Source organism: Vreelandella sp. GE22, assembly GCF_968212445.1.
The window spans coordinates 3,726,736-3,751,283 of the sequence record NZ_OZ309110.1 but is presented as its reverse complement, the minus strand read 5'-3'; the positions used below and the strand labels follow the sequence as shown (position 1 = coordinate 3,751,283).

Annotated in this window: 18 protein-coding genes; 4 read left to right on the top strand and 14 right to left on the bottom strand. The window is 63.0% G+C overall.

What is annotated here, in order from left to right:
• Positions 1-43 precede the first annotated feature (43 nt).
• The 5 genes from ACWHRL_RS17565 to glyA are packed head-to-tail and all read right to left on the bottom strand — an operon-like array spanning position 44 to position 6,759.
• Positions 44-694, bottom strand: coding sequence for a sarcosine oxidase subunit gamma (locus ACWHRL_RS17565; protein ID WP_447530357.1), 651 nt, complete (start codon positions 692-694; stop codon positions 44-46).
• Positions 687-3,740: a sarcosine oxidase subunit alpha family protein gene (locus tag ACWHRL_RS17560; protein WP_447894672.1), complete on the bottom strand. Its 3,054-nt coding sequence runs from the start codon at positions 3,738-3,740 to the stop codon at positions 687-689. The genes ACWHRL_RS17565 and ACWHRL_RS17560 overlap by 8 nt, the downstream gene beginning before the upstream one ends.
• Positions 3,737-4,126, bottom strand: a complete 390-nt coding sequence (locus ACWHRL_RS17555) for a sarcosine oxidase subunit delta (protein WP_447894671.1) — start codon at positions 4,124-4,126, stop codon at positions 3,737-3,739. The genes ACWHRL_RS17560 and ACWHRL_RS17555 overlap by 4 nt, the downstream gene beginning before the upstream one ends.
• A gap of 11 nt (positions 4,127-4,137) precedes the next feature.
• Positions 4,138-5,388, bottom strand: a complete 1,251-nt coding sequence (locus ACWHRL_RS17550; RefSeq protein WP_447894670.1) for a sarcosine oxidase subunit beta family protein — start codon at positions 5,386-5,388, stop codon at positions 4,138-4,140.
• 45 nt (positions 5,389-5,433) lie between these two features.
• Positions 5,434-6,759, bottom strand: a complete 1,326-nt coding sequence (glyA, locus tag ACWHRL_RS17545) for a serine hydroxymethyltransferase (protein WP_447894669.1) — start codon at positions 6,757-6,759, stop codon at positions 5,434-5,436.
• A gap of 384 nt (positions 6,760-7,143) precedes the next feature.
• On the opposite strand from glyA, the gene fdhA reads away from it, so the two are divergent.
• A complete protein-coding gene (gene fdhA / locus ACWHRL_RS17540; protein WP_447530352.1) occupies positions 7,144-8,331 on the top strand; it encodes a formaldehyde dehydrogenase, glutathione-independent in 1,188 nt (395 codons plus the stop codon).
• A 169-nt stretch (positions 8,332-8,500) separates the two neighbouring features.
• Here fdhA and ACWHRL_RS17535 read toward each other — a convergent pair whose 3' ends face one another.
• Positions 8,501-9,607 carry an FAD-binding oxidoreductase gene (locus ACWHRL_RS17535; RefSeq protein WP_447530351.1) on the bottom strand — a complete coding sequence of 369 codons (1,107 nt, stop codon included), beginning with the start codon at positions 9,605-9,607 and terminating at the stop codon, positions 8,501-8,503.
• Positions 9,608-9,987: 380 nt separating this feature from the next.
• Between ACWHRL_RS17535 and ACWHRL_RS17530 the strand changes: the two genes are divergently transcribed.
• Positions 9,988-11,280, top strand: coding sequence for an aromatic ring-hydroxylating oxygenase subunit alpha (locus ACWHRL_RS17530; protein ID WP_447894668.1), 1,293 nt, complete (start codon positions 9,988-9,990; stop codon positions 11,278-11,280).
• A 103-nt stretch (positions 11,281-11,383) separates the two neighbouring features.
• Here ACWHRL_RS17530 and ACWHRL_RS17525 read toward each other — a convergent pair whose 3' ends face one another.
• Positions 11,384-11,620: a hypothetical protein gene (locus ACWHRL_RS17525; protein WP_447554623.1), complete on the bottom strand. Its 237-nt coding sequence runs from the start codon at positions 11,618-11,620 to the stop codon at positions 11,384-11,386.
• A gap of 380 nt (positions 11,621-12,000) precedes the next feature.
• Here ACWHRL_RS17525 and ACWHRL_RS17520 point away from each other — a divergent pair, with 380 nt between their 5' ends.
• Both ACWHRL_RS17520 and ACWHRL_RS17515 read left to right on the top strand, forming a co-directional pair.
• Positions 12,001-13,743 carry a sodium:solute symporter family protein gene (locus ACWHRL_RS17520; RefSeq protein WP_447894667.1) on the top strand — a complete coding sequence of 581 codons (1,743 nt, stop codon included), beginning with the start codon at positions 12,001-12,003 and terminating at the stop codon, positions 13,741-13,743.
• Between the two features lie 84 nt (positions 13,744-13,827).
• Positions 13,828-14,715 carry a DMT family transporter gene (locus tag ACWHRL_RS17515; protein WP_447894666.1) on the top strand — a complete coding sequence of 296 codons (888 nt, stop codon included), beginning with the start codon at positions 13,828-13,830 and terminating at the stop codon, positions 14,713-14,715.
• Positions 14,716-15,089: 374 nt separating this feature from the next.
• Here ACWHRL_RS17515 and etfB read toward each other — a convergent pair whose 3' ends face one another.
• The 7 genes from etfB to gbdR form a co-directional block, all read right to left on the bottom strand.
• Positions 15,090-15,920, bottom strand: coding sequence for an electron transfer flavoprotein subunit beta (gene etfB / locus ACWHRL_RS17510; protein ID WP_447894665.1), 831 nt, complete (start codon positions 15,918-15,920; stop codon positions 15,090-15,092).
• Positions 15,910-17,190 (bottom strand): electron transfer flavoprotein subunit alpha, encoded by a 1,281-nt coding sequence (gene etfA, locus ACWHRL_RS17505; protein WP_447894664.1) that lies wholly within the window; start codon positions 17,188-17,190, stop codon positions 15,910-15,912. The genes etfB and etfA overlap by 11 nt, the downstream gene beginning before the upstream one ends.
• Complete coding sequence (locus ACWHRL_RS17500; RefSeq protein ID WP_447894663.1) at positions 17,187-19,208, bottom strand: (Fe-S)-binding protein; 2,022 nt, start codon at positions 19,206-19,208, stop codon at positions 17,187-17,189. The genes etfA and ACWHRL_RS17500 overlap by 4 nt, the downstream gene beginning before the upstream one ends.
• A gap of 80 nt (positions 19,209-19,288) precedes the next feature.
• The gene (gene dgcA / locus ACWHRL_RS17495; protein WP_447894662.1) at positions 19,289-21,361 is read right to left on the bottom strand and encodes a dimethylglycine demethylation protein DgcA; all 2,073 of its coding nucleotides are present in this window, start codon (positions 21,359-21,361) and stop codon (positions 19,289-19,291) included.
• 10 nt (positions 21,362-21,371) lie between these two features.
• A complete protein-coding gene (locus tag ACWHRL_RS17490) occupies positions 21,372-21,905 on the bottom strand; it encodes a DUF5943 domain-containing protein (protein ID WP_447894661.1) in 534 nt (177 codons plus the stop codon).
• A gap of 70 nt (positions 21,906-21,975) precedes the next feature.
• The gene (locus tag ACWHRL_RS17485; RefSeq protein WP_447894660.1) at positions 21,976-22,953 is read right to left on the bottom strand and encodes a dipeptidase; all 978 of its coding nucleotides are present in this window, start codon (positions 22,951-22,953) and stop codon (positions 21,976-21,978) included.
• A 228-nt stretch (positions 22,954-23,181) separates the two neighbouring features.
• A complete protein-coding gene (gbdR, locus tag ACWHRL_RS17480; RefSeq protein ID WP_447894659.1) occupies positions 23,182-24,324 on the bottom strand; it encodes a choline metabolism transcriptional regulator GbdR in 1,143 nt (380 codons plus the stop codon).
• Between the last annotated feature and the right edge of the window lie 224 nt (positions 24,325-24,548).

The window sequence follows — 24,548 nt, the reverse complement described above, 5'->3', positions numbered from 1 at the left end:
ATCCACAGTCAGGGGTGGCCGGCGGGGCCGGCCGAAGTGTTTGTTATTGTGTGTCGATCCCGTACTCTTTCGCTGCATCGAGCAGCCAGCGGTAGCAGTAGTCGGCAAAGCTTCGCCTGAGCACCAGCTCCCACTCGGTGTCAGACGAGCGGCGCAGCACCACGCTCGCCTTGGCGAATACCGTGGTGACGCCCTTGCCCACCGGGAAGGCGCTGGGGTGAACATCGAAGGAGATCGATTTCATCAGCACTTCGCGCGCGTTCGGGCCGCTCAAGGTGAGCAGCGTTTGGCCGCCGCTGACGTTGACGATGCTGAAGTGGGCATCCCCCAGGGTGTCGCGCAGGGAACGCTCAAGGGCGAACTCTTCGCCGCCGGGCACGATCACCAGCCACTCGTCCGGCGAGATCCACTGAATCGAGCGTTCGCCGCTTTCGTCCTGTGTCACGGTGTTGGGTTTGGCGGGAAGACTCAGCCCCAGCACCTGGCGCACCGCCTCGTCCAGCACGATAGCGCCACCGCGCAGCACCAGATGGCCCATTAGGGCTTTTTCGCGCAGCACCACACCCGGCGACGCTTGGCGCGCCTCCGGCGTCGCTTGCTGCTGGTAGCTCCAGGCCAGCGGCGACTCGACCGCTGGGTTGCCGTCAGGCACGGTGTTGAACTCCTGCACGTTCGATACGCTCGCGTTAGACATGCTGACGCTCTCCTTTCGGGTCGATGAAGACGGGGCTTACGATTTCGGCCTCGTGCATCGTGCCGTCGGTCATGGGCAGGTAGACGGTCTGGCCCATGCGCTCGCGGCCTTCGACCACCACGGCCAGGGCGAAGCCGTGGCCCAATGACGGGCTGTAGTAGCTCGACGTGACGTGGCCCTTCATCGCCATGGGAATGCTTTGCGTACCATCGAACACGATCTGCGCGCCCTCTTCGAGTACCACGCTTGGGTCTTTGGGCTTCAGGCCGACGAACTGTTTGCGGTCGCCGCGGATGGTGTCCGGGCGGCTCAGCGCGCGCTTGCCGATCCAGGGGAAGGGTTTGTCGTAGCCGATTGCCCACTGCATGCCCAAATCTTCCGGGGTCACCGAGCCGTCGGTGTCCTGGCCGACGATGATCAGGCCTTTTTCGGCGCGCAGCACGTGCATGGTTTCGGTGCCGTAGGGCGTCAGATCGAACTTCTCGCCGTGCTCGAAGAGCTTTTTCCAGACGTGCAGGGCGTAGTTGGCCTGAACGTTGATCTCGTAAGCAAGCTCCCCGGTAAACGAGATCCGGAACACCCGCGCCGGGACACCGGCCACGTTGCCTTCCTTCCAGTCCATGAACTTGAACTGCTCTTTATCCAGATCGATATCGGTGACTTCCGCCATCAGCTTGCGCGCGTCCGGCCCGGTCACGGTCATGGTCGCCCAGTGGTCGGTCACCGAGTTGAAGTAGACCTGTAGTTCCGGCCACTCGGTCTGGTGCCAAAGCTCCAGCCACTCCATCACGCCCGCCGCACCGCCGGTGGTGGTGGTCATCAGGAAGTGGTTGTCGCCCAGGCAGCTGGTGGTGCCGTCGTCCATCAGCATGCCGTCTTCTTTACACATCAAGCCGTAGCGCACGCGGCCGACGTCGAGCTTGGCCCACTTGTTGGTGTAAACGCGGCCCAGGAATTCGCGGGCGTCCGGGCCCTGAATGTCGATCTTGCCAAGCGTCGAGGCATCTAGAATCCCCACGCCTTCGCGCACCGCCAGGCACTCCCGGGCGACCGCCTCGTGCATGGTCTCCATGCGCTCGTTACCGTCTGCGCGGCGTTTTTTGGGAAAGTACCAGGGGCGCTTCCACTGGCCGACGTCCTCGAACTCGGCGCCGTTTTCCAGATGCCACTCGTGCATCGCAGTGTAGCGTTTCGGGTCGAAAAGCTCGTTGCAGTGGCGGCCGACGATGGCGCCGAAGGTGATCGGCGTGTAGTTGGGGCGGAACACCGTGGTGCCCACTTCCGGAATCGAGCGGTCCAGGCAGCGCGCGGCGATGGCCATGCCGTTGATGTTGCCAAGCTTGCCCTGGTCGGTACCAAAGCCCAGCGCGGTGTAGCGCTTGACGTGCTCGATGGACTCGAAGCCTTCCCGGGTGGCGACTTCGATACCGGCGGCGGTCACGTCGTTTTGCAAATCGACGAACTGCTTGGGCGCGCGCAGCGCGCTCTTCTCATGCGGTACCTGGTAAAGTGCGCAGCCCAAACCGTCGCGCCGGGGCTGCGTTTCGGGCAGTGCGATCGCTTGGGCGTCGTCGAAGCCGCTTGCCAGGGCCGCTTGTTGGCCGGCGCGAGTGCTGTTGGCCAGCGTCTCGGTGAGCGCGAAGTGGCCGGCCACGCCGCCTACCGAGACCATGCCTTTTACTTCGCCGGGCACGAAGCCTAAAAGCTCGTCGTTCCATACCGACCGAGTGCCGGTGTGCGAGGAGAGATGCACCACCGGGCTATAGCCGCCGGAGCTTGCGATGGTGTCGCACTCGAGATCTTCGGTTTTACCGGTGACCACGAAGCGCTCCAAATCGATGGCGCAAACGCGCGCGCCGGTGACGCGCTGATTGCCGCGCGCTTCGACGACGCAGCTTCCGGTAATCACGCGAATGCCGCTGTCCCGGGCTTGGCGGACCAGGTCGCCGTCCGGATTGGCGCGGGCGTCGACGATGGCGACGACCTCGCGGCCGGCCTCCTTCCAATCGAGCGCGGCGCGGTAGGCGTGGTCGTTGCTGGTCGAGAGCACCAGTTTCTTACCCGGCACCACGGCGTAGCGGCGAATATAGGTTGATACCGCACCCGCGAGCATGATGCCGGGCAGGTCGTTGTTGGCGAACACCAGCGGGCGCTCGTGGGTGCCGCTCGCCAGTACCACCTGGGTGGCACGCACGCGATGCAGCCGCGCGCGGGACTCACCGGGGAAGCCGGCTTCGCGAGCGGTGTCCGCCAGGTGCTCGGTGCGACGCTCGTGGAGCGTCACGAAGTTGTGGTCGTGGTAGCCGTTGGCGGTCGTGCGGGGCAGTAGCGTGACGTTGTCGAGCCCGGCAAGCTCTTTCACGGTCGCCTCGACCCAGCGCGTGGCGGAAATGCCACCCAGCGTTTCGCGGCTATCCAAAAGCGAGCCGCCCATCTCTTCCTGCTCGTCGCAGAGAATCACCCGGGCGCCGGCGCGGGCGGCGGTCAGTGCCGCCGTTAGCCCGGCAGGGCCGGCGCCCACGACCATCACGTCGCAGTGGTGGTGCATGTGATCGTAGATGTCCGGGTCGGACTCGGTCGGCGCCCGGCCAAGGCCCGCGCCCTTGCGGATGTACTTTTCGTAGGTCATCCACATGGAGGCCGGGGCCATGAAGGTCTTGTAGTAAAAGCCTGGCGGCATGAAACCACCCCCCAGGCGGCCGACCCAGCTCATCACGTCGCGTTGGACGTTGGGCCAGCCGTTGGTGCTGCGCGCCGTTAGGCCTTTATAAAGCGCCTGCTGAGTCGCGCGTACGTTGGGCACCTGGGTGTCGTCCCGGGCGCCGAGCTGGACCACGGCGTTGGGCTCCTCGGCGCCGGCGGCCACGATGCCGCGGGCCCGCGAATACTTGAAGCTGCGGTTGACGATATCCACGCCGTTGGCGAGCAAGGCCGAGGCAAGCGTGTCGCCCTTGAGGCCGTGGTAGCGCTGGCCGTTGAAGGTGAACTCGAGCACCTGGGAGCGATCGACACGACCGCCGGCATCGATACGATTGGTCTGCGTCATGACGAAGCCTCCTCGTTCAGGGCCTTTGTTTCGGGCTGCGCGCCGACGGTTTGCCAGCCGCCATCGGCGGTTTGTACACCCTCTTCCTTGCGTACTTTTTCGGACTCGGCGGTGATGGTCGGCTGCTCGCCCATCGGGTAGGTCTCGAGGATTTCGTAGGTCACCGTGTTGCGGGTGATGTTGAAAAACTTGCGACAGCCCACCGAGTGCACCCACATTTCATGGTGAATACCGCGTGGGTTATCGCGAAAGAACAGATAGTCGCCCCACTCTTCGTCGGTGGTGTTCTCCGGATCAGCAGGGCGCATCAGGTGAGCCTGGCCGCGGGGATGAAACTCCTCCTCCTCGCGGTGCTCCTGGCAGTAGGGGCATAAGATATAAAACATGAAAGCTCTCCTCAGTGCGCAACGCCGGCGGCGCCGTGTTCGTCGATCAACGCGCCGGTATGGAAGCGGTCGATGGAGAAAGGCGCGGCGATCGGGTGCATTTCACCCTTGGCCAGGCTTGCCGCAAACACGTGGCCGGAGCCGGGGGTGGCCTTGAAGCCGCCGGTGCCCCAGCCGCAGTTGAAATAAAGCCCCTTCACCTTCGTTTTCGAAAGAATCGGGCAGGCGTCCGGGCAGGTATCGACGATGCCGCCCCACTGGCGGTTCATGCGCACCCGCGAGAACATCGGAAACATCTCGACGATGGCCTGCAGGGTGTGCTCGATGGTCGGGTAGCTGCCGCGCTGGCCATAGCCCACGTAGCCGTCGATACCCGCGCCGATGACCAAATCGCCCTTGTCGGACTGGCTAACGTAACCGTGTACGTGATTCGACATGGTGACGGTGTTGAGCACCGGCTTGAGCGGCTCGGAGACGAGCGCCTGTAGCGGGTGGGACTCAAGCGGCAGCTTGATGCCTGCCATATTGGCCAGCACCCCGGAGTTACCCGCTGCCACGCAGCCCACGGTGCTCGCCTCGATGTCGCCGCGGTTGGTGTGCACGCCCAGCACCTTGCCGTCGCGAATTTTGAAGCCGGTGACTTCGGTGTTCTGGAGAAGATCCACGCCCAGGGCGTCGGCGGCGCGGGCGTAGCCCCAGGCCACCGCGTCGTGGCGGGCAACGCCGGCGCTTTTCTGCCAGGAGGCGCCCATGATGGGGTAGCGCCCGCGGTGGGAGATATCCAGTTCCGGCTCGATCTCCTTGATCTGGCCCGGGGTCACCACTTCGCTATCCACGCCGTTCAAACGGTTGGCGTGGACGCGGCGCTGAATGTCGCGCATGTCCTGCAGGGTGTGACCCAGGTTCAATACGCCGCGCTGGGAGAACATGACGTTGTAGTTCAAATCCTGGGAAAGGCCTTTCCACAAGTCGAGGGAGTGGTTGTAAAGCCTGGCGGCTTCGTCCCACAGGTAGTTGGAGCGCACGATGGTGGTGTTGCGCGCGGTGTTGCCGCCGCCCAGCCAGCCTTTTTCGACCACGGCGACGTTCTTGACGCCGAACTCCTTGGCCAGGTAGTAGGCGGTTGCCAAGCCGTGGCCGCCGCCGCCGACGATGATCACGTCATAGCGTTTTTTGGGCTCGGGATTGCGCCACTGGCGCTCCCAGTTCTCGTGATGGCCGAGCGCATGTTTGACCAATCCGAAGCCGGAATAACGTTGCATAAATCTCTCCTGAATCGGCGCCGGAAAGCCCGCCGGCGGCGATCGTTAAGCGATGGAAGTGGCGCTTTCGGTGGTCTGCTCGCTCTGGGCTTGGCCGTACACCGGATGGCGGGCGCACAGCTCAGAGACGTTGTCGCGCACCTGGTTCTCTACCTCAGTGGTATCTTTTTGATCGGCAAGCACGTCGAGAATGTCGCAGATCCAGCCGGCCAGGTGTTCGCAGTCGGCTTCATTCATGCCGCGGGTGGTCACCGCCGGGGTGCCAATGCGCAGCCCCGACGTGACGAACGGGCTTTGCGGGTCGTTGGGCACGCTGTTCTTGTTGACCGTGATGTGCGCGCGGCCAAGCGCGGCGTCGGCGTCTTTTCCGGTCACGCCCTGTTTGATCAGCGAGACCAAAAAGAGGTGGTCATCGGTGCCGCCGGAGACCACGTCGAAGCCGCGCTCGACGAACACCCGCGCCATGGCCTGGGCGTTGATGATGACCTGGCGCTGGTAGTTGACGAAGTCCTGGTTCATCGCTTCCTTGAACGCCACGGCCTTGGCGGCGATGACGTGCATGAGCGGGCCGCCCTGCTGGCCCGGGAAGACCGCGCCGTTGAATTTTTTGTTGAGCGCCTCGTCGCCCTCGGCGGAGAGAATCAGGCCACCGCGCGGGCCGCGCAGTGTCTTGTGGGTCGTGGTGGTCACCACGTGGGCGTGGGGCAGGGGGCTTGGGTAGAGGCCCGCGGCGACCAGACCCGCCACGTGGGCCATGTCGACCATCAAATAAGCGCCTACTTCGTCAGCGATGGTGCGAAAACGGCGCCAGTCGACCACGCGGGAATAGGCCGAGAAGCCGGCGATGATCATTTTCGGCTGGTGCTCGCGGGCCAGACGCTCGACTTCTTCATAGTCGATCTCGCCGGTACCCTCGACCAGGCCATACTGGATGGCGTTGTAGTGCTTGCCGGAGAAGTTGGGCGCCGCACCATGGGTCAGGTGGCCGCCGTGGGCCAGGCTCATGCCTAGAATGGTGTCGCCAGGCTTGACCAGCGCCATGAAGACCGCCGCGTTGGCTTGGGCGCCGGAGTGCGGCTGCACATTGGCGTAGTTGGCGCCGAACAGGCTGCAGGCGCGCTCGATGGCGAGTGCTTCGACCTTGTCGACGAACTCGCAGCCGCCGTAGTAGCGCTTGCCCGGGTAGCCTTCGGCGTACTTGTTGGTCAACTGCGTGCCCTGGGCTTCCATCACCACTTGGCTTGTGTAGTTTTCCGAGGCGATCAGCTCGATATGGGCTTCTTGGCGCGACGTTTCTTCAGCGATTGCCGAGGCAAGGGCTGTGTCGTAGTCGGCCAGACGGGCATCAGAAAGAAAATTATTGTGTGACATCGAGTGCTCCAGGCTAGTCGCTCTATTCGGTCTGAGAGTCTGTTAGCGCCGGTATTTTGACTACCGTTTGACGCTATCCTGCCGCGATAGTATCGCCGGGCCTCGCCCCCAGGATGCTTGCCGACGTCACCGCGCGGCGTATTTGCGACATTGGCGACAAAATCGTGTTTAGCGCCAAAAGAGGTCGCCCATCTACCGTTCGATGTCGTCTGTGAGTAATTTTCAAACCGGCTAATGGACCATGCTGGAGCAGCAAGCTAATGCTCTTTGGCGGGTTTCTGACAAGCATGGGCTTGTGTCGCCGCGCCAAATACGCCAGTTCCCTTCAAGAATAACGATGCCGCGTGGTCATGGCCGCGCGGCACCTGGAAAAGAGGATGTCCCATGTCCAACAATCGTGGTGTTGTTTATATCGGCGACGGGAAGGTCGACGTACAGGATATCGCCTACCCGAAAATGGAAACGCCCAATGGCAAGCCCATCGATCACGGCGTGATCCTGAAAGTGGTTTCAACGAACATCTGCGGCTCGGACCAGCACATGGTGCGCGGGCGCACGACCGCCCCGACCGGCATGGTGCTGGGCCACGAGATCACCGGGGAAGTGATCGAGAAGGGCAAGGGCGTCGAATTCCTGGGCATCGGCGATATCGTCTCGGTGCCGTTCAATGTTGCCTGCGGGCGCTGCCGCACCTGTAAAGAGGGCCATACCGGCCTTTGCTTACACGTCAACGACGACCGCGCCGGCGGCGCCTATGGTTACGTCGACATGGGCGGCTGGGTCGGCGGTCAGGCGCACTACGTCATGGTGCCCTACGCGGACTTCAACCTTTTGAAGTTCCCGGACCGGGACCAGGCCATGAGCCAGATTCGCGACCTCACCATGTTGAGCGACATCCTGCCCACGGGCTTTCACGGTGCTTTAAAAGCCGGCGTCGGCGCGGGCTCCACGGTGTACGTCGCCGGCGCGGGTCCGGTCGGTTTGGCCGCGGCCGCCTCGGCGCGCCTGCTGGGGGCGGCGGTGGTGATGATCGGCGACTTCAACAAGGATCGCCTGGAGCACGCGCGCAAGATGGGCTTCGAGCCGATCGATTTGAACAACCACGACCGCTTGGGCGAAATGATCGCCGCCGTGGTCGGCGAGCCGAGCGTGGACAGCGCCATCGACGCGGTAGGCTTCGAGGCCGTGGGCCACAGCGGCAAGGAGCAGCCCGCGGTGGTGCTCAACCAGATGATGGACATCACCCGCGAAGGCGGCTCCATCGGTATTCCGGGCCTTTACGTGACCGAAGACCCGGGCGCGACGGAAAAAGCCGCGCAAACCGGAAGCCTCAGCCTGCGCTTTGGCCAGGGCTGGGCCAAGGGCTTGTCGTTTCATACCGGCCAGACCCCGGTGGTGCAGTACAACCGCCAGCTGATGCAGGCGATTCTGCATGGGCGTCTGAACATCGCCGAGATCGTCAACGCCCAGGTGATCTCGCTCGAGGACGCGCCAGCGGGCTACGAGCAGTTCGATCAGGGCGTGGCCAGCAAGTTCGTGCTCGACCCGCATGGGCTGCTCGGCGTCGCTTAACGCGTCTCGTCGCCTCACCTCACCCAGCGGCCGCGGCCACTGCCGCGGGCGTTTTTTTATCTTTGGTTCCAGCACGATATGGGCATAAAAAAGCGGATACCACGAGGTGGTATCCGCTTTGCGCCCTTTGAGTTGCGCCCTTTGAGTTGCGTTCTTTGAGTGTGGTGGCTTAAAAATCCACCACCAGGCTGTTCTTGGGCCGACTGCAGCAGCTGAGGATATACCCCTCTTCGATATCCTCCTCGGTGATGCCGCCGTTGTGCTCCATCTCCACGTCGCCGGACTTGAGCTGCACCCGGCAGGTGCCGCAGATCCCCATACCGCACGCCTTGGGAATATGTAGCCCAAGCTTGGCCGCGGCGGCGTGGACCGTCTCGCCAGGCTGAATGCGCACGCTCTTGTTCGACTGGGCGAACTCGACGCTGAGAAGGTCTTCGGGCTCGGCAAGCTCGGCTTCCACTTCTGCCTGCTCTGCAAGCTCCTTGACGTCTTCCTGAACGTCGACCGGCGTGGCGCCGAAAAGTTCCTCATGGTAGTGGTCCATGTTGAAGTTGTTGGCGCGCAATACCGCCTTGACGGCATTCATGTAGGGCACCGGGCCGCAGCAAAAAATCTCCCGTTCGAGGAAGTCCGGCGCCATGAGCTCGAGCATGGGCTGGGTCAAAAACCCCCGGTAGCCCGCCCAGGCTTCGCCGATATCGTCTTTTTTCTCGCAGACGATATGCAGCTTGAATTCGGGAATGCGCGAGAACATGTGCACCAGCTCGCGGTGATAGATGACATCCCGAGGCGCGCGGGCGCTGTGAATGAACTCGACGTCCACGTTGGCGTTGGTGTCGAAAAACCAGCGCGTCATCGACATCAACGGCGTGATGCCCACCCCGCCGGAGAGAAACAGCACCTTGTCCGCGGGGAAGTCGATGGAGTTGAAGTTGCCCACCGGCCCGTGGACCACCAGCTCGTCGCCGACTTTCATGTTGGCGTGCAGCCAGTTGGAGACCTGGCCGCCTGGTATCTGCTTGACCGTGATCGAGAAGCTGTAGGGAATCGAGGGCGAGCTCGAGATGGTGTAGGAGCGCATCACCGGCTGGTTGTCGATTTCGAGCTCCAGGGTGACGAACTGGCCCGGCTTGAAGAAGAACATGACGGGCTGCTCGGCCATGAAGCAGAACGTGCGCACGTCCGGGGTTTCCTGAATGATCTTGACGCACCGCACGTGGTGGCGGCCATTGGTCCAGGTCTGGGTCGTGACGGGGTTGAAATAGTTCGTTGTCATCGTCGTCTCAATATGGCCGTGCTATCGCGTTGCCTTCACCGGCCCGTCCTTGCACTGCACGGTCCAGCACCATTGCCTGCATTCTGGATACGCGCTTTCGGGCCAGCTTACCTGTTAGCGACACGCACTTATCTGGTGCCACCTCCAAGGCGTGAGAAATCCGTTTTCGCGTCGTCGGCACGCTACGCAGTGTCGTCGGCAGATAATTGACGTCAAAACCCCTGGACCACAATCCTTTTCATAAGTAGCAAATCACAAAGAGCCATCGCCGCGCGCCCGCACAACGTCAGGTCACGCAACTTAAACAACAAGACAACTACGTTTGGTCAATGACTGTGTCGCCGCCCTCATGGGGAGGCGGGTTTAAAAGGATATCTGGTATGAACAACACGACGGATTACACCCAGAACGACCCCCTAGCCGCCATGCGTGAAGAGACGATCGAGATGCTCACGTCTCGGGCGCGCACCTACTCGTTGCCTCAGCCGTTTTATAACGACGCCCGGCTTTTTGCCCTCGATATGCAAGAGATCTTCGAGAAAGAGTGGCTGTTCGCGGGCATGAGCTGCGAAATTCCAGCCAAGGGCAACTTCATGACCCTGGACGTCGGTGACAACCCCATCGTGATCGTGCGCGGCAGTGAAGGCGAGATCCACGCCTTCCATAACGTCTGTCGCCATCGCGGCTCCAGGCTCTGCACCACCGACAAGGGCAAGGTGGCCAAGCTCGTCTGCCCCTACCATCAGTGGACTTACGAGCTCGACGGGCGTTTGCTGTTTGCCGGCAGCGACATGGGGGCCGACTTCGATTTGAATGAGTTTGGCTTGAAGCCGGTCAACGTACGCACCGCCGGCGGCTTCGTGTTCATCAACTTAAGCGAGAACCCCTCGTCGATCGACGACTTCCTGGTGACGCTGGAGCACTACCTCGAGCCCTACCAGATGGACAACGTCAAGGTGGCGGTGGAGTCGAGTATCGTCGAGCAGGCGAACTGGAAGCTGGTGCTCGAGAATAACCGCGAGTGCTACCACTGCAACGGCGCTCATCCGGAGCTTTTGAACTCGCTAATGGAGTTCGACGACACCGAAGACCCGCGGGCCACCGATAAGTACAAGGATCTGGTGTCGCGCAAGCAGTCAGATTGGAACGGCGAACAGGTGCCCTGGCAGCTCAAGCGTTTCGGTAGCCGTAACCGGATCACCCGCACGCCGCTGCTGGATGGCGTGGTCTCCATGACCATGGACGGCAAGCCCGCCTGCAGTAAGCTGATGGGCCGGCTGACCAGCCCGGACATGGGCTCGCTGCGTATCCTGCACCTGCCCAACTCCTGGAACCATTTCATGGGGGATCACTCGATCGTGTTTCGCGTGCTGCCCCTGGGCCCGCAGCAGACCCTGGTGACCACCAAGTGGCTGGTACACAAGGACGCGGTCGAAGGCGTGGATTATGATCCGGAGAACATGCGCCGGGTGTGGGACGCCACCAACGACCAGGACCGCCGGCTTGCCGAAGAGAACCAGCGGGGCATCAACTCGAAGGCCTATCAGCCCGGCCCGTACTCGGAAACCTATGAGTTCGGCGTGATCGATTTCGTCAACTGGTACGCCGAGCGCATGCTGGAGAACCTGAACGGCGAGGGCGTTTCACTCACGCTTGCCAAGGCCCAGGGCTAGCCGCCCGCCTTTTGGCCTACCTACCGGCGCTCCCGCTTAGCGGGGCGCCGGTTTTTCGTTTCTATCCCTTCAAGATCCCTTCGGGCAGGTGCTGGCGACTGGCCTACTCGATAAAGGCCAGATGACGTTCGATCGCCTCGCGAACCTCGGGCAGCACGATATCCTGCCGATCTTTTAGCGCTTCGATGAAGGCGGGCAACCCATCGACGGGCTGCTGGCGGTGGGCGCTGGACGCGCGCCGGGCGCAGGTGTCCGGGTCGGCATCCTGGGGGAGCGCGATCCCCAGCGTCTCGAGCCGCGCACGAAAGTCATCACCATCGATCAGTTCGACAATCATCATGGCTGCATCCTCTTATCAATGGGTCGCGAAAAGCGAGGCTAAAGCGCTCAGTGTACGCAAAGTCGCTTTGTCCGTGCGCGATGGACAGCGTCTTTGGCTACGTCGAGGTCGGTTTTGGGTAACCGGGTTTCGGGATCCGGCTCAAGGCTTTATAAGCTGTGGCCGGTACAGGCGTTCCCCACACAACAAGGGGTGAAAAGGGATGTCGCTTGCCACAGAGCTGCCTTTCTCGCAGGTGCATTGGCGTATGTCGTAATTCCGGCAGCCGCTGGCGTTAATAGCTAAGAGTACGCTTATAAAGCGCTGCATCATGCTGTAAAGCGTCTTGAAAGCGCTTGGCAACCCCGCTTAACAACATCAATAACCTTACGGCTGCGCTTATGATTTACACCATCGCGATACTGTTGAGCCTGGTCGGCTACTTTGTGATCGGGCATCTGGCCGGCCGGCGCGTCAAGGGCCTGGACGACTACCTGGTGGCTGGGCGCAACGCACCGACCTTTTTCATTCTGGGCACCCTGGTGGCAAGCTACCTAAGCACCAGCGCCTTTCTGGGGGAAACCGGTTTCGCCTACCAGGGCTATCCTTTCGTCATGCTGATCTTTGCCGCGGTGAGCACCTCGGGCTGCTTGCTGGGCGCGCTGGTGTTTGGCCGCTACCTGCGCAGAAGCGAGGCGAATACCGTGCCGGAATTTTTCGGCAAGCGCTTCGCCTCGCGCCGGGTGCAAATCATTGCCGGGCTCACCACGATCATCGGCCTGGGCGCCTACCTTTTGGGCGTGATGCAGGGCGCGGGCATCATGTTCGCCGAGCTGACCGGTATGCCTTACTGGGTGGGCCTGGTACTGGTGTGGGCGACCTACACCGGCTTCATTCTCTACTCCGGCTCCCCCGGGGTCATGCTCACCGACACGATCATGTTCGTGATCTTTTCGCTGGCAGCAATAGGCGGATCGATCTACGTGATTCAGGATCTGGGCGGCTTCAGCGGCGTGATCGAAGGGCTGCTGACCCAAACCGACAAGCCCGATATCGCGCTGTGGCACGGCGTGCTGGAAGGCCCGAACGCTACCTTCTCCACCCCCGGCGAGGCGCTGGTTTGGGGTTTGACGCTGGGGCTTGTGTGGGCGGCGGTGCTCGCGGCGAGCCCCTGGCAGTCGAGTCGCTACCTGATGGCGCGCAACGAGCACGTGGTGATGCGCTCGGCCATGCTGACCGCGGTGGCACTCGCCGTTTTCTACGCGCTGATGATGGTGACCGGGGCGGCGATCAACCTGTACGACCCGGGCCTCGACCCGGAGCGTTCCATGATTTGGGTGGCGCTCAACATCCTGCCGACCTGGCTTGGCATCGTGATTTTGACCGGCGTGTTCGCCGCCGGGCTTTCGTCGTGTTCGACCTTTCTGTCGATCATCGGCTTTAGCATCTCCAACGACATTCTTGCCGCCTCGAAAGACGAGGCCTCGGCGATGCGTAAAAGCCGTTTGGCGGTGCTGGCTGCAGGGCTGGTCGCGCTGGTGCTGGCGCTTTTTCAGCCGCCGGCGGTCATGGCCGTGGTGTGGTTTGCCGCGACGCTGTTCGCCTCGTCCTGGGGGCCGGTGGCGCTTTTGAGCATCTGGAGCAAGCGCATCACCGCCGCCGGTGCGGGCTGGGGGCTGGCGGTCGGTTTTGCCGGCAACGTGGCCATTTCGTTGATGGTACAGGCCGAGTGGCTGAGCCTGCCGGTGTATCTGCACCCGGTGCTATTGAGTACGCTGATGGCGCTGGTGGCCATTGGGCTTGCCTCCAAGGCCACGCGCGTCAGCCAGGCCGAGCATACCTACCGCGCGTTTCTGCACGACGTCGATACCCAGGCCGTTAGTGGCTGGGTGCCGGGCACCCGCTGGATCGCGCTTTGCACCATGCTCTGCGGCGTGGCGATCGGGGTCTTTTTGTGGCAGCAGTACGCGGTGACGCTGGACGGTTTTGCCGAGCCGTTCGGCGTCGCCCCCGGCGCGGTGCAGGGCGCTTACGGGCTGGCTATTGGCTGCGGCGCCATGTTATTGATGGCCGGCGGCGTCGGCTTCTGGCTGGTGCGCCCGCGCTCGCCAGCCCCTCATCGGGCTAGCGCGGCGAGCCGCTAAAACCAAAGGACGTCCGCTTACCGCCCAACCGCCCGCCTTCATGGCGGGCGGTTGGTTTTTTTTAACCGACCCGGAGCTAAAACAATGCAGCCAAGTGCTTATCAACGCGGCCTGGTCATCGTGGTGCTGGGCGTGGTATGTCTCAGTTTCGACGGTTTGCTGATCCGGCTGGCCAGTACCGATGGCTTTACGATCGTGTTCTGGCGCGGTTTTCTGATGTTCGCCGTGCTGGGGCTTTTTTGCCTTTCCGGTAAGCGCCTTGCCACGCTGCGCGCAAACCCGCTCGCGGCGCTCGCCTCGGCCATTTTGCTGGGGCTGATTTCGCTGCTCTTCGTACTGGCGGTAATGAACGCTAACGTCGCCAACGTGGTGGTCATTCTAAGCTCGGCGCCGCTGTTTGCCGCGATTCTGTCACGGGTGTTTCTGGGCGAGCGTGTTGCACTGCGCACCCTGGTCGCTATTGCGCTCTGTATGGCCGGCATGGGTCTGGTGTTCATGGGTGAGGGCGCCCAGGGCATGCTTCTGGGCAATCTTTATGCGCTCGCCGCCGCTGCCGCGGTGGGGGGCAATCTCACGCTTTTACGTCGCTTTCCGGATCTTGACCGGATCGCGTTGATTGCCGGCGGCGGGATTCTCTCCGCGGCGATCGCGCTGCCCTTGGCCGCGCCGCTGGCGCTGAACTCTTCGCAGTTTGGCGTGCTGGCGCTGATGGGGCTGATCCAAATGCCGCTGGCCACCGTGCTGATCAACAGCGCCACGCGCTACTTGCCCTCCACCGAAGTAGCGCTTTTCTATCTGGTGGAAACCGCGCTGGGCACGCTCTGGGTGTGGTGGCTGCTGGGTGAGGAGCCCACCGCCTCGACGCTGGCCGGCGGGGTGGTGGTCATTACCGTGCTGGTGCTGCACTCCTGGATTGGCCTGCGCCGAGAGCACCAGCGGCTGAGGTTGCATCCGGGGGTGGCCGTAAAATAAGCCCCTCGAATCGCTGTTCAACGAACGCGGTTTGAATATCACGGCGGACTCATCCGAGGCGCCTGTCGGCGCCATCGCCCGATGAATCGGGCTCCTACGAAACCCCGTGGCCATTCGTGCAGTGTGATTCACCTCCCGTAGGAGCAGGCTTTAGCCAGCGATGCGGCGCAACGCGTCGCTGGGGTGGGCGGTGTCACGGCGGCCTCATCCGGGGCGCCTGTCGGCGCCATCGCTCGATGAATCGGGCTCCTACGAAACCCCGTGGCCATTCGTGCAGTGTGATTCATCTTCCGTAGGAGCAGGCTTTAGCCAGCGACGCGGCGCAACGCGTCGCTGGGGTGGGCGGTTCGTGTTGGATGGGCGCGGATGCGTGACTAGCGCAGCACGCCTTCCTCCTTGAGCAGCTTGAAGATCGCCTCGGCGCCCTGTTCCGGGGTGACATCGTTGAGCGTTTGCCCGCCGCCGTCCGCCTTGGCGGCGGCAGCCTTGAAGCGGTCTCGCGCCGAGGAGGATTTGACGATCTTGAGGCGTTTCGGACGCTTGCGCGCCGGGTGGAACTGCCAACCGGCTAACGTCTCATCAATTTCGCTTTGTGCCTCGCTTAGCGCCAGCTCGCCGCGCCGGGCCGGGCCGAAGGCGCTTTGGCGCGCCGCCGGGGCGCTGGTGTCGATCGTGGCAATCGCCGGCAGGCGAATGCGCAGGCGCCGGCGCTTGCCCCGGGGCAGCGCCTGAAGCACCACCGCCGTGCCTTGCTCGACCTTCTCGACCGCTGCCAGGCTTGTGATGATCGGCCAGCCCAGCGCCTCGGCCAATTGGTAGGGCAGAAGGCCAGAGGCTTCGCCGGTTTCCGCGCGGCTGCCGGTCAGAATCAGCTGCGGCGCGTTTTCGCGAAGCGCCTCACTCAGCGCCGGTACCACGTCGGCGTTGGGCGCTTGCTCGATCAGGTTGACGCTCTCGATCCCCATGCCTAGATAGCCGCGCAGCGCCTCTTCGTGCTCGCCCGCGTGTTGGCCGGTGTGGAGAAGCTCGATGGAGGCCCCTTTAAGCGACAGCGCCATTTCTACCGCCCGGGCGTCCTGGTCGGCGCGCCGGGCGCGGGCGGTTAGCGGGTGGCGGCCGATGGAAACCAGCACGGCCACGTGCAGCCCGGCGTTTTGATGAGCGGGTGAAGTGCTTTGTGACGCGGATGAAGAATTAGGCGGCATCGCGGTTCTCCTGCTGTTCCAGGCGGTGCTGCTCGACCCGTGCGACCAGCGCGGCCAGCACGGCACTGGCATCGCCAATGATGGTGAGATCGGCGCGCTTGGCCATATCGCAGCCCTCGTCCAGATTGACGGCGACCACTTTTTCGCAGCTTTGGATCCCCTGCAGGTGCTGAATGGCACCGGAAATGCCGATGGCCAGGTACACCCGGGCGGAAACCCAAGTGCCGGTGGCGCCCACCTGGCGGTCCCGCGCCATGTAGCCGTCGTCCACCGCCACCCGCGAGGCGCCCTTGGCTGCACCCAACACCTCGGCGGCGTGGTGGTAGCCCTCCCAATCCTTGACGCCGTTACCCGCCGAGAGAATGAACTCGGCTTCCGCCAGCGAGACGCTGGCCGGGTCCACCGCCACTTCGCCGAGATCCTCGATACGGCCGAGCACGTCGGGGAGCGCTTGGCTTAGCTCGATTGCTTCAGCGGCGTGACGGGTGTCGCTGACCGGGTCGGCGCACTCGGCCAGCGCCAGTACGATCCGGGGCAGGGCGCGGTGAATATCGTGGCGCCCGGCGCCGGCGCGCGCGGTGGCCCGCCACCCGGAGGGGCTTTCATCATTGGCTTCGACTTGCCATACCTGCGCCGCCGGGCGCTCCCCCAGCCGCGCGGCCAGGCGTCGGCCAAGTTCGCCGCCGCCGATGGTGGAGTCGGGCAGCAGCCAAAAGCGTGGGGCCAGCTCGCGCTCCACACTTTGCAGCGTGGCCACTTTAAGCTCCGGCAGGTAGCCCGAGAAACGCTCGCCTTCCAGGTGCAGCAGCCGGTCGATGCCGGCCTCACCAAAGGCGCCCTCCTTGTGCTCACCAAACACGATGGCCACCACCGCGCCGGGTTGGTCCGGGTTGGCATCGGCCAGCTGGCGCGCCAGGCCCAGCAGGTCGCGGTCGTGAGCGGAGAGCCGTCCGCCGGCCATATCCGGCACCACGGCGACCATAAACGCCGGCGACTCGATAGTGACGGACTTGCGCGTGTCCTTGGCCTCGGCGCTGTGCGCCGGGGCCTGAGCCGCTTGCTGCGCGCCGCTACGATCAATGCGGCGAACGCCGTTCGGACCCATAAAGCCGATCGCGCGAGGGTCGCGGCGGATGACGCCGTTAGGGCCCATCCACTCGGTGGCTTTAGCGCCACCGCCGAGTTCGGCCAGTACCGTTAAATGCTGCGGGTGCAGGCGGTTACGCGCGATCCACTCCTTGCGCGGGTCGCGGCGAATCAGGTCGCTCATGGCGTTACCTCCTCTACGGCGCGCGCCGGCGTGGAAGCGCTCTGTTCAGGCGCGGCTTTATCGGTTGGTGCATCGATGATCAGCGCGTCGGCGACCAGCTCGGCGATATCCTTGATACCGGCGCGTGGCTCGACCACGCCCTCCAGCATCGCGGTACACTGTGGGCAGCCTACGGCGACGAGATCCGCGCCGGTTTCGCGGACGTCTTCCATGCGCATATCGGGAATCCGCTGCTTGCCGGGAATATCGGTGATCGGCGCGCCGCCGCCACCGCCGCAGCAGCGCGAGCGGTAGCCGGAGCGCGCCATTTCCTGAACCTCGATACCGAGCGCCTTGAGCACGTCGCGCGGTGCTTCATACTCGCCGTTATAGCGGCCCAGATAACACGGGTCGTGGTAGGTCACGCGGCCGCCTTTCCACTCTTTGAAAGTGAGCGCACCGCCCACCACCAGCTCGTTGATATAGGTGCTGTGGTGCTGCACATGATAGCGGGCGGGGGCATCATCGGTGCCAAGCTCGCCGTACTCGTTTTTGAGCACGTGGAAGCTGTGCGGGTCGCAGGTGACGATGCGGTTAAAGCGGTAGCGGCTCATGGTCTGGATGTTGCGCTTGGCGAGCGTCTGGAAGGTCGCTTCGTCGCCCAGACGGCGGGCCACGTCGCCGCTGTCGCGCTCTTCATTACCCAGCACCGCGAAGTCGACGCCCGCGGCCCGCAGTACGCTGATGAAGGCGCGCAGTGTGCGCTGGTTGCGCATATCGAACACGCCGTCGCCCAGCCACAAGAGCACGTCGGCCTCTTTTTTATCCGCCATCAGCGGCAGGTTCAAGTCCGCCGCCCAGTAGAGGCGCGAGTCCGGGTCGAAGCCGCCGGGGTTGTCCGTGGCGATCAGGTTGTCCAGCACCTCGGCGCCCTTGTTGGGCGTGTTGCCATGTTCGAGGGTCAAAAAGCGGCGCATGTCGACGATGGCGTCGACGTGCTCGATCATCATCGGACACTCTTCCACACAGGCGCGACACGTGGTGCAGGACCAGAGCGTCTCGGCATCCACCAGCGAGGTGCCTTCCCGGGCGACGATGGGCCCAAAGGGGTCACCGGTGTGTTCGCCGACCGGCTTGCCGGGGTAGGGCGAGCCGTAATAGTGGCCGTCGCTGCCGCCGGCCATACCGACGACCATGTCCTGAATCAGCTTTTTGGGGTTGAGCGGCTGGCCGGCGGCAAACGCCGGGCAGGCGGCTTCACAACGCCCGCACTGCACGCAGGCATCGAAACCGAGCAGCTGGTTCCAGGTAAAGTCCGCGGGCTTTTCGACGCCAAGTTTGGCGTGGTCATCACCCAGGTGCAGCGCCTTCAAGCCGGTGGAGCGGCGCTCACCGCCCGTCTTGTCCGAAAAGCGCTCCGGACGGCGGTGAAACGCCAGGTGCAGCGCACCGGCGAAGGCGTGCTTCATCGGCCCGCCCCAGGTCATGCCAAAAAACATCTCGCCCAGGCCCCAGACGATGACCGCGGCCAGCACCAGCGCCACAACCCAGCCCATGCCGCTTTGGAAAACGCCTTCCGGCAGGATACCGGCGGTGGGCAGCGTGACCACGAACATGCCGATCGAGAACGCCATCAGGCTTTTCGGCAGGCGCATCCAGGGCCCTTTGGAAAGCCTTGATGGCGGGGGGCTGCGCCGCTTGGCGACCAGGATGCTGCCCAGGAACATGCTGGTGGTGGCGGCCAGCAGCACCCAAGCAAGGATGGCGCTGTCCAGGCCAAAGCCGTGGACGATGATCGCCAGAAGCGCGGCCAGCACGAAGCCGCCAGCGGTGGCCACGTGGGTGTGGGAGATGTACTTGTCCCGCTCGACGACGTGGTGCAGGTCGACCAGGTAGCGCCTGGGCACCTGCATTAGGCCCTTCAATACGGGTACGGGAGAGGGCCGCCCCTGGCGCCAAAGGCGGGCACGGCGAACCGCCCCGACGATGGCCAGCGCCAGCGCGGAAAACAGTAAAATCGGTAACAGGGTATCGAGCATGGCGTCTCTCCTCTCAGAGACACCGTAAGGTCTGCGGCCCGGGGCGTGCCCCGGGCCGTTCAGCTTACAGCGTTATTGTGTCAGAAGTCCTTGCAAAGGCGCAGCGCATCGTAGATGGCGGCGTGCGTGTTGCGCGGCGCGGTGCAATCCCCCAGGCGGAACAGGGCAAAGCCTTCACCGCTTTGTGAGAGGCAAGGTTGGGGCTCGATCGCGTAGAGCGCTTCGATGTCGGTTTGGCCCTTGTTGCGCGACTGCGCCTTGAGCGCGTAGTAGAGCGCCTCGTCCGGGCGCACGCCGTTTTCGACCACGACCTGATCGACCACGCGCTCCTCCTGGGCGCCGGTGTACTCGTTTTCGAGCACCGCGACCAAGGATTCGCCTTCGCGGTACACCTTATGCAGCGCGAGATCCGAGGTCATGATGACTTCTTTCTCGTACAGGCTTCTGTAGTAGGTGGGGAAGGTAGTGCCGCCCACCGCCGCGCCGGGTTTGATGTCGTCGGTGACGATCTCGACTCTTGAGCCCTTGTCCGCCAGGTAGTCCGCCGCCGAGACGCCGGAGAACTCGCAGATGGTGTCAAATATCAGCACGTTCTTGCCAGGCTCCACGTCGCCGTTGAGGATCGCCCAGGTGCTGACCACCAGGCTCTGCTCGGTATCCTCGTCATAGCCCCACTCGGGCACTTGGGAGAGAAACGGCTGGCCGCCGGTGGCCAGAATCACCACGTCCGGGCGCAGATCTTTAATGGTGGCTTCATCGGCTTTGGTGGCCAGGCGCTGGTCGACGCCCAGCCGGTTGAGCTCCAACTGATACCAGCGGGTGATGCCAGCGATCTGGTCGCGCTGGGGCGCTTTGGAGGCGACGGTGATCTGCCCGCCGATCTGGTCCTTGGCCTCGAACAGCGTCACGTCGTGACCCCGCTCGGCGCAGACCCTGGCGGCTTCCATACCACCGGGGCCGCCGCCCACGACGACGACTTTGCGCTTGATGCCGTCGGTTTTTTCGATGATGTGCGGTAGCCCCATGTACTCCCGCGCGGTGGCGGCGTTCTGGATACACAGCACGTCGAGGCCCTGGTACTGGCGGTCGATGCAGTAGTTGGCGCCCACGCACTGCTTGATCTGATCGACCTGGTCGTTCTTGATCTTGGCGATGATGTGCGGGTCGGCGATGTGGGCGCGGGTCATGCCGACCATGTCGACGTAGCCGCCCTCCAGAATGCGTTGGGCCTGGTTGGGGTCCTTGATGTTCTGGGCGTGAATGACCGGCACGCTGACCACTTCCTTGATGCCCGCGGCCAGGTGTAGAAAAGGCTCCGGCGGGTAGGACATGTTGGGAATGACGTTGGCGAGCGTATTGTGGGTATCGCAGCCCGAACCTACCACGCCGAAGAAATCGACCTTGCCGGTGGCGTCGAAATAGGCGGCGATGCGCTTCATCTCGTCGTGGTCGAGGCCATCCGGGTGGAACTCGTCGCCGGTGATGCGCATACCCACCACGAAGTCGTCGCCGACCTCGGCGCGCACCGCCTTGAGCACTTCCATGCCGAAACGCATGCGGTTTTCAAACGTGCCGCCCCACTCGTCGGTACGCTTGTTGACCCGGGGGCTCCAGAACTGGTCCATCAGGTGCTGGTGCACCGCAGAGAGCTCGACGCCGTCGAGGCCGCCTTCCTTCGCCCGGCGCGCGGCCTGGGCGAAGTCGCCGATGATGCGCCAGATCTCCTCTTCCTCGATGGTCTTGCAGGTCGAGCGGTGGACCGGCTCGCGGATACCCGAAGGCGAGACCAGCGTCGACCAGTCGAAGCCGTCCCAGCGTGAGCGGCGGCCCATGTGGGTAATCTGAATCATGATCTTGCCGCCGTGCTTATGGACGGCGTCCGCCAGATTCTGGAAGTGCGGGATGATGCGGTCGGTGGACAGATTCACCGAGCTCCACCAGCCCTGGGGGCTGTCGATGGAAACGATCGATGAGCCGCCGCAGATGCAAAGCCCGCAGCCCCCCTTGGCCTTCTCTTCGTAGTATTTGACGTAGCGATCCGTGGTCATGCCGCCGTCGGTGGCGTGCACCTCGGCGTGGGCGGTGCTGACCACGCGGTTACGAATCGTCTGGCTGCCGATCTGGATCGGTTTGAATAGTGCATCGAATGCCATGGGAGTAACCTCAGCTCAAGGGCGTTACGACAAACAGACCGTGCTCGCAGCCGTCTTCGGCGCCGCTTTGGGTCTGCTCGGCCACCGTGCGCGTTTCGCTTCCCCGCGCGGCCAGAATCTGGTCCATGGCGCCGGCGAACCAGCCGGTGAACATGTACTCGATCTTACGATTCACCTTGCCCATCTGGTAGACGAAGGCGCTATGCTCCAGGCGTACCCGCGCGGTGCCCGCGTCCAGGTCTATTTCCTCGGTGATGAAAAGCCCCCAGCCGCGCTGGGAAAGCCGCTTCATGTAGTGCTCGAACACGGCCTCGCCTTCGAGACCGTGGAGCTCGGCCTCCTTTTCGCACCAGTGCCAGGCGCTCTTGTAGCCGGCGTGATAAAGAATCTCGGCATATTTCTCCGCGCCCAAGGCCTCTTCGACGGCCATGTGGTTATTAACGAAGAAGTGGCGCGGCACGTAGAGCATCGGCAGTGCGTCGGTCGTCCAGATACCGGTTTCGCTGTCGACCTCGATCGGGAGTTCGGGAGCTGTCTTGGTCACGGTGATATTCCTTAAACTTATATTTGTTCACGCTATTGGTTCACGGCGCGTCGGCATATTCCTGCGGTGTTCACTCGCCCCACACGTCCTTCAGGGTGCGCACCCAGTTCTCGCCCATGATCTTTCTGACCTGGGACTCGCTTAAGCCGCGCTTTAAAAGCGCTTCGGTCAGGTTGGGGAACTCGCCGATGGTGCGAATGCCTTCCGGGTTGATGATCTTGCCGAAGTTGGTCAGACGGCGGGCGTAGCCCTTGTCGTGGGTCAGCCACTCGAAGAAGTTTTGGTCGTGGCCCTGGGTAAAGTCGGTGCCGATGCCGACGGCGTCCTCGCCGACGATGTTCATGATGTACTCGATCGCCTCGCAGTAGTCGTCGATGGTCGAGTCGACGCCGTTTTTGAGAAACGGCGTGAACATGGTCACGCCGACGAAGCCGCCGTGGTCGGCAATGAACTTGAGCTCGTCGTCGGACTTGTTGCGCGGATGCTCTTTAAGGCCCGAGGGCAGGCAGTGGGAGTAGCACACCGGCTTTTTGGACTCGAGAATGACTTCCTCGGAGGTTTTGGCGCCCACGTGGGAGAGATCGCACAGCATGCCGACGCGGTTCATCTCCGCGACGATCTCGCGACCGAAGCCCGAGAGCCCGCCGTCGCGCTCGTAGCAGCCGGTGCCCACCAGGTTCTGGGTGTTGTAGCACATCTGCACGATGCCCACGCCGAGCTGCTTGAATACCTCCACGTAGCCGATCTGGTCTTCAAAGGCGTGGGCGTTCTGGAACCCGTAAATGATGCCCGTTTTGCCTTCTTCCTTGGCGCGGGTGATATCCGCGGTGGTGCGCACCGGGCGCACCAGGTCGCTGCACTCTTCCATCAGCTTGTTGGAGGCGACGATGTTGTCCACCGTGGCCTTGAAGCCCTCCCAAACCGAGACGGTGCAGTTGGCCGCCGTCAGGCCACCGCGGCGCATGTCTTCCAGAAGCTCCCGGTTCCATTTGGCGATGATCAAACCGTCGATGACGATGGCGTCTTGGTGTAATTCAGCAGGGTTCATAACGAGGCTCCAGGGTTGTCCATGAAGGGGAGCATAGCGCTGCCCTGGGCCTGCTCTGCTCTTGGAAACGACGACGGAAATTCCAAAAGCGTCATCCTGGGCAATGCGCGTGGCAAAGCCCTCGGCTTCGCGTTAAAAAGCACCGGGGTGCTGGGAAGGGGTGGTATAAAAAAAGAGCTACCCATGGGGCAGCTCTTTGGCAGTGCTTACGGCAAGTGGCCGGGCGCGCTAGTAGTTCACCAGCGGTACGCTTGCAAAGGTCGGCTCGCCCTGGGCGTAGGCCAGCGCCAGCAGGGCGCTCGAGGCGGGTTCGCTGCTGGTTGGCTCGACGCCCCAGTGCTGGATCATCGGCGCGGCCTTGATCTGGGGCGACTGGCGCGACTGCGAGCCCAAGCGCTCGTCGCGTGGGGGAATGCCGAAGCACTCGCGGTAGCACTTGGAGAAGTGCGGCGTGGAGACGAAACCACACACAGAGGCGATCTCGATGATCGAAAGCGACGTCTGCTTCAAAAGCTGGCGCGCGCGTACCAATCTAAGCTTCAGGTAGTAGCGCGAGGGCGAGCAGTGCAGGTAGCGCTGGAAAAGCCGCTCGAGCTGGCGCCGGGACACGTCCACGTAGGTGGCAAGTTCATTGAGCTCTAAAGGCTCTTCGAGGTTGGACTCCATCAGCGCCACGATATCCAAAAGCTTGGGCTGGGTGGTGCCCAGCACGTGCTTCAAGGGGACGCGCTGCTGGTCCTGCTCGTTGCGCATGTGCTCGTAAATGAACATCTCCGAAATACCCGCCGACAGCGCTTTGCCGTGGTCCTGGGCAATCAGGTTGAGCATCATGTCCAAAGGAGCGGTGCCGCCGGAGGCGGTAAAGCGGTCCCGGTCGATGGAAAAAAGCTTGGTGGTCAGCACGATCTTCGGGAACGCTTCCTGCACCGAGGCCAAACACTCCCAGTGAATGCTGGTTTCGTAGTGATCCAGAAGCCCCGCCTTGGCCAGCGCCCAACTGCCGGTACAAATGGCGCCCAGGTGCTTCAACTGGCGCGACTGGGCCTGCAGCCAGTGAATGTGCTCGCGGCTGACGCTGTGCTGGGGCGCTACTCCGCCGCAAACGATTACCCAATCGAGTGAAAGCGGCGCCTGCATGGCGGCATCCGGGGTCACGTTGAGCCCGTCGCTGGCGCGTACCGACGCACCGTCCTGGGTGAGCGTATACCAGCGGTAAAGCTCCCGGCCGGCCAGCTGATTGGCCATGCGCAGGGGTTCAATGGCAGACGCCAGGGAAATCAGGGTGAAATTATCCAGCAGCAGAAAACCGAGGGTTTGCGGTGCGCTGGGGCGGCTCTCGGGAGCGCCGTATGTTACTTGATCGGATGTCATGGTCTTTACCTCTATCACCTAAACGTCTTGGGTTTTTTATTGTTTTTCTGGTATGTCGCTGGCGTGTTGTTTTAATCCATGAACGAGCTTTGTTGCGTCCTGCCTGCATAGTGGCATGGATGACACTTATACTGACAAAGCAATCTTGAAAGAGGTGCACGGCTTGTCGCAAATAGAATGGCCAAGGTCGCCTGTAAAACCCTCCAATGAGGTTTTCTCGCATT